Source organism: Pedobacter changchengzhani (genome assembly GCF_004354365.1).
GTDB classification, from domain to species: Bacteria; Bacteroidota; Bacteroidia; order Sphingobacteriales; family Sphingobacteriaceae; genus Pedobacter; species Pedobacter changchengzhani.
Genome location: NZ_SJCY01000020.1, coordinates 1 through 11100, shown reverse-complemented (window position 1 = coordinate 11100; position 11100 = coordinate 1). Strand labels below are relative to the sequence as shown.

Below are 11100 nucleotides of genomic sequence, written 5' to 3'. Positions count from 1 at the left end.
TAGAAAAGATAAAACAACGATTGAGAGACTGTAAATTGGAATTAAACCAAGAGAAGTCGAAAATCGTTTATTGTCGCAATAATCAAAAACGTCAACCCCCCTTCAAAGTAAGGTATCAAAAGTTCGACTTTTTGGGCTACACCTTTAAGCCAAGAATTATCAAAGAGCGAGGGAAAATCAGATTAGGTTTTTCACCCGCCATGAGCCAAAAGAGTAGGAGTAGGATAGCCAAAGAACTCAATAAGATGAATTTTCATCGTTGGGTTCAATTCCCGTTAAATAAAATTGCGGAACTGTTGAAGCTCAAAATCCGAGGTTGGATAAATTACTATGGCAAATTCCGAATGAGCGAAATGCGCAAACTTTTTCGAGTTCTGCATACACGCTTAACCAAATGGATACGCAACAAATACCATCGATTTAGGAAGAAACCTTGGTATGTAGGTTATAAATACCTACAAAAATTATCAAAAGACTATCCAAATCTCTTCGAACATTGGCATTACGAAGGCTTCAGACCTTAAAAGACTTGAATTATGAAGAGCCGTATGATGCGAGAGTATCACGTACGGTTCTGTGAGAGGTTTAGGGGTGAAATTCCCCTTTACCTACTCGATTTTTATTCTCATGAAACCAAGTAGTCCGAATAACTGAGCGAATGGTCCATAATATCTCTTTCTTTTTCCTTCAGTTCTAATTTGTTCTTTCAGTTTATCGTAATTTGTATAGTAAAAACTTGAAAAGCGACATCTAACTTTTTCATTCTTGATAAGCCAAACAGCTTCGTGACTACCTCCTCTTGAATTTTCGTCAACAACAATATAAAAATCAAAGTCTGTCCATAGTTTATGAGTTCTAAAAAATGGGATTATTGGATTTACAAATAAAATCCCATCATTGTCTGCAATAATATATCTGCATTGTGTCGCAAACAAGGTCAGAAATAACAGAAAAATTCCTATAATTATTGAATACACTATCACTACTTTTTGTTCGTTAATGAAGTCAACTTTGTCATAGCTTAAATTAGATGCTGTCATTAATTTAAATGCACAAAATCCAATTAACAAGTTGAGTCCAACTAAAAGTCCAAAGCCACCAAGGATTTTGTATTTGGAATATATTTTCATCATAAGTCGTGTCGTCTTTTAAAATTAGGCATAACGTTTTGAAAATTTGTGCAGAAATGGCATTGCTTGAAGAACCCTTGTCGTACCACACTAAATTAAGTAAATAACTGATGAATTAACGTGAGCTACCGTCAGCCATTTTTACACAAATTTGCTGTTATATGCTGCCCTTCTATTGTTCTTTGCTAATATTTTCCTTATTGGGAATTGGAAAACCTGCTTTAACTAACAAATCTATTTTCCAAGCTTCCCATTTTTTGGTCTTGTATCTTGTTTGCGAAACCCAATCTTGACTTATTTTATTATATATTTTTTGTTCTTCTGTAAGTTGTAATCCTAAAACTGTTTTTTGCCATTCTTTCCACTTTTTCCATTTCGCTAATCCATTAATTATTGCTTCTCTTTCTTTTTGTTCTTGCCATTTCCATTCAACACCATTTTTCAATAATAAATCGCCGAGCATCACTTCTCTTATTGGGTGTAAAATCTTTTTGACATTCCCTCTGTCGCGGTTAAGCTTTAATGTAATTTGGTCGTTTAACCATTTTCCTAATTTATATTTTTGGTGGGGGATTGATTTATAGTTGTTTTTATTACTATAATATTCTTCAAGTTCTACCAATCTGTCTGTCCACTCATCATCTTTCGGTTTATTGGCATACTCGCCAAAGTCTGGAACGTCCCACATATAATTTATGGACTGCATTTTTTCTTCTTCGTAATCTGTCCAAGCAGAACCGTTTTGCCCTTTTCTTCTCTGTTTTTGTTGAGCAATCCATCTTCCTAATTCTAAATACGGGCTATCAAGAATTTTTGTTTGTAAAACATATGTATAGTCTAAATGCTTTTGCTCTTTTTCTTTAAAATCCAATAGCTTTTGGAATTTCACATCCCACCACATTCTTTGAGTATTTATCCATCCGTTTTCAATTGGAAATTCTGCATCGATAAGCTGCATTGCAAGGTCATCTGGTAAAACGCTGTGTTTAATAAGTTCTTTCATTCTTTGATACCAAACTAACAACTCCATTTCTTCTGGAACTTTGGTGTCTTTGTAAACAACTCCAGAAGTTCTTACATCTCTTTTATAAATTTTATAACGCTCAAGAAAAAGTGGAAATACTTCATAATCCTTAGCCGTTACATTAACTTTCTTTTCATAAATTGACCGTTCAGTTGGTTCTTGTCCATCACCAAAGTCGTTTGTATAAAATGGAACAGTAACTGATTTTTCCAGCTGGTTTTCACCGTCATTTGGTTGTTCTTCTGTTGAGCCTTTTCCTGTTCTTATTTGAGAATACAAAAGTCCTTCGTTATCATATTTTTCAATTAGGTCTTTGTCAAGTTTGAAAACGTTTTTGTCAGTAAGGTCAATGAGGTTTGCGAAATAATTTTTTACTTCTTTCAAAAGTTTGTTTCCTTGCTTGTCTGTTCCTGTTTTGAAGTCAAGCTGTATTGATGCTTCAATGTTGTTTAAAAAGCCAGAATATGTGAGGTTAGATGAACCAATAATTACTCTTGTGTGTCTGCCACCTTCAAAAAGAAAAAGTTTTGGATGATATGTTATTTGTTCTGCGTCCTTGTGATAAATATAAGTTTCAATATTTTTTTCTAAAAGCAATTCAAGTGCTTCTTTAGATGTCCCTTTGTTGTCAACGCCAACAAAAAAAATAAGTTTCTTATATTTTTTTTGAGCTGTCAATAATGAAGGCAATAATTTGTTTACGCCTGAAATTGCAGCAAAGGCAACAAAACCAATAAAACTGTCAAAGTGTGAACTACCAAAGGAAGTCGCTAACTGGTCGCCAACATTTAATTTGTTGTTCGTGTTAAGTCCGTGTCCAATGAAGTCTATTTGCATTTAATGTCAGTTGTTTTGTTGGTTGCAGTTTCGTTCGTTAGCATTACCTGTAACGTTTTGGAAATTTGTGCATAAATGGCATTAATTGCAGTTCCATTGTCAGCCAGTACCAAACTTAGTAAATAACTGATGAATTAACGTAAACCACCGTCAGCCATTTTTGCACAAATTTGCTGTTACAGGTAGTGCTGTTTGCCACTTTTAAATACCTACGCTAAGTCTAAGATGTCCGCCCAAGCCTTCACGAACAATTCTCATTAAAGTCGAAAGTCGGATGTCGCTTGCGTTGTTTTCAATTCTAGAAATGTAAGTCTTTGTAGTTCCACATTTTTCGGCCAATTGTTCCTGTGTCAAACCTTGTTCTTTACGAAGTCCTTGAATCATAACACCTAATTTAAAAGCTTCAAAACCTTCTTCATAAGCTTCTCTGGCGTTTGTTCCTGCTTTTCCATACTGTTCGTCCAAATGGTCGGCAAAGGAAGTCAGATTATTATTTGTCTTTTTCATCGAAATATTGTTTTTTAAGTAATTCTGCAAGTTCCAATTCATTTTTTGGAGTCTTTTGAGTTTTCTTCAGAAACCCGTTCAAAAGAATTATCAATTTCCCTTTGTCGAAAAATGAAAAAACCCTGAAAATGTCAGAACCCACTTCTACGCGGATTTCAAAGATTCCTGATGAACCCGTCATATGGTCAAAATATTTCTTCGGAACCCGGTCGATGGTAGAAATGAGCTGTAACGTCCAGTTCATTTTCTTCTTAACTTCTAGTTTTAGTGTCTCAAAGAAGTCGAGATAGTAATCCTTGTAATAAAATATTTCCCGTATGAATTTTTCTTGCACAGAACAAAGTTAGCTAATTAGATAACAATGTGCAAATGTCAGAAAACTTTAATCTAGCACTTCGGTCGTTCTTAGCATTACCTGTAACGGCGGTGGCTTTGGGTTCGAGCGATATTAACCCACAAATAAATTTACTTACACAAACTTAAATATTATGGAAGACCAAATTAAAAAGCAAGTTACAGAGCTTGAACCAAAACCACTGTTAGCAGAAGTAGTGGGTAAATTAGATAAAACAATGAAAGTATCACTTAAACAATTCTTTAGCATAGGCGACGGAAGATTATCAACTGAAATTGGAGATGTTTACGAAATGCTAAATTTCATCTTTGACGCAAATTTCATGACGCACCAATTACCTAGTGCGATGCGAAAATTAAAAGAGGTAAACCCCGATTGGTTTTCAAATGCTGTTAGTATTATAAATGATGTTAAGAGGACAAATAACACAAATGATTTTGCTGAATTAATGAATTTGATTGATAAAAACTTTCCAACTTACGAATTTGAATTAGGTAAATGCGAAGGTCAAATTCCATTCTTTGCAGGATTGGTATAACTATTTCTGCTAACGTTTTGGCGCTTGGCGAAGGTGGCGATTTTCACCACAAATGTTAATGCGGAGAACCAAACTTTGATTAACCACAAATATGTCTGCGGAGCACTGAACCGCCACTTTTGCCAAACGCCTGTTACCAGCTGGGCTTCTTCTCTCAGCTATTAATTTGTCCTTCATATTCGTCATATAATTCGTAGCAAATTGATTGGTCTGATAAATATCGTCCAGTGTCAAGTTGTGTTTTAAAATACTTGTAATAGTTGTCGTAAGTGTTACCAAATATTTCTTTCCAAGCGTTGCCTTGCAATTCAGTTAGAGTTATATTTTTCACATTCAATAAAATCAAAATGTGCTGTCCTTGCTCATCGTCAATTCCGTCTTTCCAAACAACCAATCCAATTTCTATTTTCTCCTTGTCAATTGAGATAATTTGCTCATAAAGATATTCGTTGATTGTTGTCGGTTCAATGCTTTTAATATTGCCTTCCTCGTCCACTGTGTTGAATGTCAAGTTCGTTGTTTCAAAGTCAAGCTGAATTGGAAAAACGAGTTTGTCGTGGTCAATTTTTAATTTTTTCTTGTCAACGATTACGTCTGAAAAAACGTGAGTTGTAAAGTCGTTGAGCGTAATTGAGAATTTGTCAGCAGTGATATTTGTCTTTATAAACCAACTGTCGTGAAGCAGTCCTAAATATTTGTGATAAAGTCCAAGTCGTTGTGCATTATCAGCAACCAATTTATTGTTCTCATCAAAAGTCATTGCGTCACTTTCAATGTCCACAAAATGGTCAGCCAACAAAGGTGCAATATCTTGAATTTTTATTGTCATATTGTTGTTATTAGTCTTTGTCGTCATAGCCTTGCGGGTAACGTTTTGGAAATTTGTGCATAAATGGCATTGATAGCAGTTCCATTGTCAGCCAGTACCAAACTTAGTAAATAACTGATGAATTAACGTAAACCATTGTCAGCCATTTTTGAACAAATTTGCTGTTATAGCCAGTACGATTTTTAAACTTGAAGGGTCAGTTTTAAATGTCCGCCTAAACCTTTCTGGATGATTTTCATTAAAGTAGAAAGTCTGATGTCGGAAGCGTCATTTTCAATTCTGGAAATATAGGATTTGTTGGTCCCACATTTTTCAGCAAGTTGCTCTTGTGTCATTCCTAATTTTGTTCGGGCTTCTTCAAGTAAAGCACCAAGTCGAAAAGCTTCAAATTGCTGTTCCCATTCTTCACGTTTCGGATTTCCTTTTTCACCATATTTCTTGTCGAGGATTTCCTCAAGTGTCGTAATATTCTTTTTAGATGTCATTTTGATATTCCTCCATTATTTTAAGTGCCTTTTCAATTTCCTGTTTCGGTGTCTTTTGGCTTTTCTTCTGAAAACCATTTCCGAGAACCACCAAATTTCCTTTGTCGAAAAATGAAAATATACGGTAAATATTACTTCCAACCTCTACTCGGATTTCATAAAGTCCTTTAGTTCCCTGCATATGTTTGAAAAACTTTTCGGGAACTTTTGGGGTAACTTTTATTAGGTTTAAAGTCCATTCGATTTTCGCCTGAACTTTGTCTGTTTGTTCTTCGTAGAAGTCGAGAAAATAATTCTTATAAGCAATTACCTGTCTGTCGTTATTCACAAAACAAAGTTAACTATTTAGACAACAAATTCAAAATTGTAATTTATTGAACTTTGTCGGGAAGTATTGGCTATAACGTTTTGCTAATTTGTGCATAAATGGCATTGCTTGCAGAACCATTGTCGCACCGCACTAAATTAAATAAATAACTGATGAATTGACGTAAACCACCGTCAGCCATTTTTGCACAAATTTGCTGTTATAGCCAGTACTTCTTTTTATTAAACTTGCAGAGTTAGTTTTAAATGTCCGGCCAAACCCTTTTGTATTATTTTCATCAAGGTAGAAAGTCTAATGTCGGAAGCGTCATTTTCAATTCTTGAAATATAAGATTTGTTAGTTCCACATTTTTCAGCAAGTTGCTCTTGTGTCATTCCCAATTTTGTTCGGGCTTCTTCAAGTAAAGCACCAAGTCGGAAAGCTTCAAATTGTTGTTCCCATTCTTCACGTTTCGGATTGCCTTTTTCGCCATATTTCTTGTCAAGGATTTCGTCAAGTGTCGTAATATTCTTTTTAGATGTCATTTTGATATTCCTCCATTATTTTAAGTGCCTTTTCAATTTCCTGTTTTGGTGTTTTTTGACTTTTCTTTTGAAAACCGTTTCCAAGAACTACAAGATTTCCCTTGTCGAAAAATGAAAATATGCGATAAATATTACTTCCAACTTCCACACGAATTTCATAAAGTCCTTTTGTTCCTTGCATATGTTTAAAAAACTTTTCGGGAACTTTTGGAGTAACTTTTATCAAATTCAAAATCCATTCGATTTTTGCCTGAACTTTGTCGTTTTGGTCTTCATAGAAGTCGAGAAAATAATTCTTATAAGCAATTACCTGTCTGTCATTATTCACGATACAAAGTTAACTGTTTAGACAACAAATTCAAAGTTGTAATTTTAGTCGATTTAGTCGGGTAGTATTGGCTATAACGTTTTGGAAATTTGTGCATAAATGGCATTAATTGCAGTTCCATTGTCAGCCAGTACCAAACTTAGTAAATAACTGATGAATTAACGTAAACCACTGTCAGCCATTTTTGCACAAATTTGCTGTTATGCCCAGTTTTGTTTTATAGTTGAAGTTTGATTATTTCGTTTAATTCATCCGATTTATTCAAAGTCATTAAGTGTCCACCGTTTTTAATTTCTTGGTTACAATTCACAAAAGCTAAAGGTAAAATTTTGTCATTTGTTCCGTGAATGTGAAATATGTTATTTAACTGAATTCGGTTTCTCCATAATACTATTTGTTCAATTGCCCATTTCAAAAAAATTGGATCGGTGTCAATTAGGATTTGTTTTAAAAGTTGCTTGTCGAATTTTGAAGTCGCTCCAAAAAACCAGTTCGTCATAAAGTTCGAGCTTTTCAAAACCTTGGTCGGTAAAAGTTTATGAATTCTAATTTGTCCAGCCAAACGGTAGTAAAATGGTATTTCTTTTTTTGTCTTTGCAGAAGCTATTAAAATTACTTTTTCAGTGTCAATTTGTTTAGCAACTTCAACTGCCATTATTCCACCGAATGAAAGTCCAATTAAAGTTGGTTTAGCTGTTATGATTTGGTCAAGAAGTCGAGTTGCATAATTTTCAATTGTTTCATTGTTATTTGGAACAATCCATTTTATAAAAGTTGTCTTGAAGGCTGAAAAGTCAAGTCTTTGAAAAACTCTTTCGTCTGCTCCAAGTCCACTAAATATGTAAAGTTCTTTTGTCAATTCGATGTCGTTTTGGGTCGTCTTAAAATTGGGCATAACGGCTGATAATTTGTAATCGTTTGACGTTAACCGAATGAATTTAATTAATTGTAAAAACCAAAATTAACCGATGAAAAATTTAGAAAGCAGTTCCGAAAATGTTACAAATTATATGTTACCAGCCGTTAATTTTTGCACAATGCAGAATGCAAAATTAGAAGCACTTATCGACTACTTAGGGCATAGTGAAATGCTTACTGATAAGTGCGAAGAAACTTCAATAGATGGGGTTTGCGTTAAAAAGAAGTGGCGAAGTTGGGATGAGTTAATTGTAACAGAAAAAGAGATTAGGTTTTCGCATTCTCCTTATCCCGGAGGTGTAATATTTACCGCTGAACAATTTGAAAAGCTGTACCGTTTGTTTAATGGTTGGTAACGTTTTGAAAATTTGCGCAGAAATGGCATTGCTTGCAAAACCGATGTCGTACCGCACAAAACTAAATAATTAACGAAAAACCTGAGTTGAACCACCGTCAGCCATTTTTGAACAAATTTGCTGTTAGCTATAGTACATTATAGTTTTATCATTTTTAATTTTTCTTCGCTGAAACATTTGTTTAAATCTCTATCTGGTTCGAATAAGCAAAGTGTTAAATATTCAAATTTGTCTTTTGCAATTTTTATTTTTGAAGTGAGATTAGATAAACTTTCAACAGTTAAATTCTCTTCCTCCGATTCAACACCAAATTTGCCAATTTTGTCTTTCAATAAGTCAGAACTTTCATGGTCGACAACAAAAGTGCTTCCGTGTACAATGAAATTCCTCTTTTCAATTAAGCTATTAGTGTAAATAAAAAGTTTTTCAATAAGTTTAAGTTTTTCCGGACTATTTTCGTAATAAACTCCGTAGAGACTTCTAAGTTTATTATTTAATGGATACGCTGTTTGGTCCTGTAAGACAATTCTAAGATACTTTCTTTCTTTAAGTCCATTGGAACTGAATAAAATCATTATGTTGATTCTGATTGATAAAACTAACTTTTCAAATTCAATAAGAAAGTTTCCATATTCATGATGTATTGTATTTTTATTTTCTGAATTGGTTGTTGTCATTATAGTCGGTCTTTGTATTATAGCTAACGTTTTGGAAATTTGTGCATAAATGGCATTAATAGCAGTTCCATTGTCAGCCAGTACCAAACTTAGTAAATAACTGATGAATTAACGTAAACCACCGTCAGCCATTTTTGAACAAATTTGCTGTTAGCAGTAGTGCTTTTAGTCTTCAATTCTTTGATATTTAATTGTGTTACTATTGTCATAGATTGATAAGAATAACCTTGTTGGAAAGCTGTCAATTTTTGTATAGGTTTCTCGTGAATAAAATTCAGGGTATTTGAAATTAAATATTTTTCCACTTGTCCCAAATTGTTCGGTGTCTGTGTCGTTGCTTAGTTCACTTTCATTAGCAAATGATTTAAAGTTCGGTGAATTGCTAATTTCATTTATAATTCTGTCTTTGTCTTTTTTGCTAATTTGTATTTCTGTTTCCTGTATTCTTTCTGGCATTCCTGTCACGTTGTTATTAGTTATTTTAAAATCGTCTTTTAGTTCAATGTCGATATGTTTCAAGTCTAAAAGAATGTCCTTTTTTGAGATACTAAATTCGTCAATGGTATTAGTCAATAAAGTCAAGACAACTAATACAATCATAACTATAGAAATAGTCAGTCCAACTTTTGATTTTTTCTTTCTTGAGTATATAAACAGTCCAATTGCGATGCCTGAAAAAACAATCAAAACAATCAAACCATAAATTAAAATCATTCCCATTTTGCTATGTTATTTCTTGTTAGTTTCTTTTGTCGGGTCGTCTGCCAGCATTACTGCTAACGGTTTGGAAATTTGTGCATAAATGGCATTAATAGCAGTTCCATTGTCAGCCAGTACCAAACTTAGTAAATAACTGATGAATTAACGTAAACCACTGTCAGCCATTTTTGAACAAATTTGCTGTTACCTGTAGTTTATTTTATAAGATTAGTTCTTCAATTTCTTCTGGATTTTCCCATTTAGAGATGCCAAACCAATGATAATCACAAACTGTCTGAATAATTTCGCTTGTATAAGATTGGTGTCCTATTCTTATTCTGTCTGAGCCAGTTGGTCCAAAATCTTTGTCTGATAAAAGTTTTTGATTAGAAATTATTTTGTAAGTCCAATTATTAAACCCGTTCGGTGTGATGTGAAGTATAGTTAAAATATCTACTTTATCTAATGAACTTATGTTAAGACCTTTGCTCTTCTGTTTAAAAATGCAAATTGTCGGAGTTTTACCGATAATTTGTCCAAAAGCAAATGAATTGTCTCTTAAAGTGATAGAAAAAATGTCACCTAATTTCCATTTTTGTCTTTTAGGAATTTCCCAATTCAATAACCTTTGATTCAACTCTTTCATTTCTTCTTCATGTAAAAATGAAAGGCTTTCGTCAACTGATAATTCTTTTATTTTTTTAATTATTAAAATTATTGTTTCGATATTTTTTGATTGTATACCACTATGATTGTCAGAATAATTAAAAGTTGGTTGAGGTTTTAAGTTCAATTCTTTAATTGATTTTCTTATTTCTTTTATACAGTCAGATTGATGCTTTTTTCCTAAAATAATTTTCAGGTCGCCAAAAATGTAAAATGAATTTCTGTCTCCGTCGGGAAGGTAGATTTTAAATACTTTTAGGTCAATTGGATTCGTCATTTTAAATTACAGGTAACGTTACGGCGGTTTGTGAAGAAAATTAAAAAGAAGTCGGGTCAAAGAATTTTAAACTAAAAAATAAAACAGAATGAGTTATAACAACCATGATGGTGGCGACCCAAACGCAGTAAAGTATGTGAAGGCAAAAGATGTTGAATTTACAAAAGAAGATGAAGTAAATGGAAGAGCAATTAAAATCTATTTAGAGGCAAATACCAAGCCTTTGAAAGAATTTCTTATTTGGTTTAGAACACTTGATAAGTAGCACCCACAGGCGGTGGGTTTTAATTTTTTTTACAAACCGCTTGTTATGCGACGTTTGCCCGTATCCCGATTGAAAGTTTCGGGCAAATGATTGCATAACGGTTTGAAAATTTGTGCAGAAATGGCATTACATGCAGAACCATTGTCGTACCGCACTGGACTAGATAATTAACGAAAAACCTGAGTTAAACCACCGTCAGCCATTTTTGAACAAATTTGCTGTTATGTGCCGTTGTGTGTCCTGCGTTACCAAGGGTACAAGATATAAAAGTTCTTTGAAATGGTAACAAAACTTTGTTAGAGATGATAGGCTTTAACTGACTTTAGAAACGAGCCAATATTAGATAATTGGAGGTCT

At 33.6% G+C, this 11100-nt stretch carries 17 protein-coding genes; 4 read left to right on the top strand and 13 right to left on the bottom strand.

From position 1 onward, the window contains the following. Nucleotides 1–524: group II intron maturase-specific domain-containing protein (locus EZJ43_RS17400; RefSeq protein WP_317126403.1), on the top strand; the 524-nt coding region annotated here is incomplete at its 5' end. Nucleotides 525–608: 84 nt separating this feature from the next. On the opposite strand, the gene EZJ43_RS16730 is transcribed toward EZJ43_RS17400, so the two are convergent. The 4 genes from EZJ43_RS16730 to EZJ43_RS16715 form a co-directional block, all read right to left on the bottom strand. Next, a complete protein-coding gene (locus EZJ43_RS16730) occupies nt 609–1133 on the bottom strand; it encodes a hypothetical protein (RefSeq protein WP_133263872.1) in 525 nt (174 codons plus the stop codon). Nucleotides 1134–1302: 169 nt separating this feature from the next. Next, the gene (locus EZJ43_RS16725; RefSeq protein ID WP_133263871.1) at nt 1303–2991 is read right to left on the bottom strand and encodes a phospholipase D-like domain-containing protein; all 1689 of its coding nucleotides are present in this window, start codon (nt 2989–2991) and stop codon (nt 1303–1305) included. 201 nt (nt 2992–3192) lie between these two features. Continuing rightward, complete coding sequence (locus tag EZJ43_RS16720; RefSeq protein ID WP_133263870.1) at nt 3193–3498, bottom strand: helix-turn-helix domain-containing protein; 306 nt, start codon at nt 3496–3498, stop codon at nt 3193–3195. Then, nucleotides 3482–3832 carry a type II toxin-antitoxin system RelE/ParE family toxin gene (locus EZJ43_RS16715; RefSeq protein WP_133263869.1) on the bottom strand — a complete coding sequence of 117 codons (351 nt, stop codon included), beginning with the start codon at nt 3830–3832 and terminating at the stop codon, nt 3482–3484. The genes EZJ43_RS16720 and EZJ43_RS16715 overlap by 17 nt, the downstream gene beginning before the upstream one ends. 154 nt (nt 3833–3986) lie before the next feature. Here EZJ43_RS16715 and EZJ43_RS16710 point away from each other — a divergent pair, with 154 nt between their 5' ends. Then, nucleotides 3987–4391, top strand: coding sequence for a DUF7736 domain-containing protein (locus EZJ43_RS16710; protein ID WP_133263868.1), 405 nt, complete (start codon nt 3987–3989; stop codon nt 4389–4391). A 154-nt stretch (nt 4392–4545) separates the two neighbouring features. Here EZJ43_RS16710 and EZJ43_RS16700 read toward each other — a convergent pair whose 3' ends face one another. The 6 genes from EZJ43_RS16700 to EZJ43_RS16675 all read right to left on the bottom strand — a co-directional run bounded on the left by EZJ43_RS16700 (nt 4546) and on the right by EZJ43_RS16675 (nt 7744). After that, nucleotides 4546–5220 carry a hypothetical protein gene (locus EZJ43_RS16700; protein ID WP_133263866.1) on the bottom strand — a complete coding sequence of 225 codons (675 nt, stop codon included), beginning with the start codon at nt 5218–5220 and terminating at the stop codon, nt 4546–4548. A 182-nt stretch (nt 5221–5402) separates the two neighbouring features. Continuing rightward, nucleotides 5403–5705: a helix-turn-helix domain-containing protein gene (locus EZJ43_RS16695; RefSeq protein WP_133263865.1), complete on the bottom strand. Its 303-nt coding sequence runs from the start codon at nt 5703–5705 to the stop codon at nt 5403–5405. Then, nucleotides 5695–6033 carry a type II toxin-antitoxin system RelE/ParE family toxin gene (locus EZJ43_RS16690; protein ID WP_133263864.1) on the bottom strand — a complete coding sequence of 113 codons (339 nt, stop codon included), beginning with the start codon at nt 6031–6033 and terminating at the stop codon, nt 5695–5697. The genes EZJ43_RS16695 and EZJ43_RS16690 overlap by 11 nt, the downstream gene beginning before the upstream one ends. Nucleotides 6034–6254: 221 nt before the next feature. Then, nucleotides 6255–6557: a helix-turn-helix domain-containing protein gene (locus EZJ43_RS16685; protein WP_133263863.1), complete on the bottom strand. Its 303-nt coding sequence runs from the start codon at nt 6555–6557 to the stop codon at nt 6255–6257. After that, nucleotides 6547–6885, bottom strand: a complete 339-nt coding sequence (locus EZJ43_RS16680; protein ID WP_133263862.1) for a type II toxin-antitoxin system RelE/ParE family toxin — start codon at nt 6883–6885, stop codon at nt 6547–6549. The genes EZJ43_RS16685 and EZJ43_RS16680 overlap by 11 nt, the downstream gene beginning before the upstream one ends. 217 nt (nt 6886–7102) lie before the next feature. Continuing rightward, nucleotides 7103–7744, bottom strand: a complete 642-nt coding sequence (locus tag EZJ43_RS16675) for an alpha/beta hydrolase (protein WP_207924653.1) — start codon at nt 7742–7744, stop codon at nt 7103–7105. 109 nt (nt 7745–7853) lie between these two features. On the opposite strand from EZJ43_RS16675, the gene EZJ43_RS16670 reads away from it, so the two are divergent. Continuing rightward, nucleotides 7854–8159 carry a hypothetical protein gene (locus EZJ43_RS16670; RefSeq protein WP_133263860.1) on the top strand — a complete coding sequence of 102 codons (306 nt, stop codon included), beginning with the start codon at nt 7854–7856 and terminating at the stop codon, nt 8157–8159. 137 nt (nt 8160–8296) lie between these two features. Here EZJ43_RS16670 and EZJ43_RS16665 read toward each other — a convergent pair whose 3' ends face one another. From EZJ43_RS16665 to EZJ43_RS16655, 3 genes are all read right to left on the bottom strand, one after another. After that, nucleotides 8297–8923 carry a hypothetical protein gene (locus tag EZJ43_RS16665; RefSeq protein ID WP_133263859.1) on the bottom strand — a complete coding sequence of 209 codons (627 nt, stop codon included), beginning with the start codon at nt 8921–8923 and terminating at the stop codon, nt 8297–8299. 78 nt (nt 8924–9001) lie between these two features. Beyond that, nucleotides 9002–9556 (bottom strand): hypothetical protein, encoded by a 555-nt coding sequence (locus EZJ43_RS16660; RefSeq protein ID WP_133263858.1) that lies wholly within the window; start codon nt 9554–9556, stop codon nt 9002–9004. A 199-nt stretch (nt 9557–9755) separates the two neighbouring features. Then, complete coding sequence (locus EZJ43_RS16655; protein ID WP_133263857.1) at nt 9756–10478, bottom strand: Imm26 family immunity protein; 723 nt, start codon at nt 10476–10478, stop codon at nt 9756–9758. An 88-nt stretch (nt 10479–10566) separates the two neighbouring features. On the opposite strand from EZJ43_RS16655, the gene EZJ43_RS17280 reads away from it, so the two are divergent. Then, nucleotides 10567–10743, top strand: coding sequence for a hypothetical protein (locus tag EZJ43_RS17280; RefSeq protein WP_165953204.1), 177 nt, complete (start codon nt 10567–10569; stop codon nt 10741–10743). The last annotated feature ends 357 nt before the right edge of the window (nt 10744–11100 follow it).

Bases quoted from the DNA above. Each gene is read 5' to 3' on its own strand.
- EZJ43_RS16730 (WP_133263872.1), bottom strand. From the start codon at position 1,133: ATGATGAAAATATATTCCAAATACAAAATCCTTGGTGGCTTTGGACTT.
- EZJ43_RS16725 (WP_133263871.1), bottom strand. From the start codon at position 2,991: ATGCAAATAGACTTCATTGGACACGGACTTAACACGAACAACAAATTA.
- EZJ43_RS16720 (WP_133263870.1), bottom strand. From the start codon at position 3,498: ATGAAAAAGACAAATAATAATCTGACTTCCTTTGCCGACCATTTGGAC.
- EZJ43_RS16710 (WP_133263868.1), top strand. From the start codon at position 3,987: ATGGAAGACCAAATTAAAAAGCAAGTTACAGAGCTTGAACCAAAACCA.
- EZJ43_RS16700 (WP_133263866.1), bottom strand. From the start codon at position 5,220: ATGACAATAAAAATTCAAGATATTGCACCTTTGTTGGCTGACCATTTT.
- EZJ43_RS16695 (WP_133263865.1), bottom strand. From the start codon at position 5,705: ATGACATCTAAAAAGAATATTACGACACTTGAGGAAATCCTCGACAAG.
- EZJ43_RS16685 (WP_133263863.1), bottom strand. From the start codon at position 6,557: ATGACATCTAAAAAGAATATTACGACACTTGACGAAATCCTTGACAAG.
- EZJ43_RS16670 (WP_133263860.1), top strand. From the start codon at position 7,854: ATGAAAAATTTAGAAAGCAGTTCCGAAAATGTTACAAATTATATGTTA.
- EZJ43_RS16660 (WP_133263858.1), bottom strand. From the start codon at position 9,556: ATGGGAATGATTTTAATTTATGGTTTGATTGTTTTGATTGTTTTTTCA.
- EZJ43_RS16655 (WP_133263857.1), bottom strand. From the start codon at position 10,478: ATGACGAATCCAATTGACCTAAAAGTATTTAAAATCTACCTTCCCGAC.
- EZJ43_RS17280 (WP_165953204.1), top strand. From the start codon at position 10,567: ATGAGTTATAACAACCATGATGGTGGCGACCCAAACGCAGTAAAGTAT.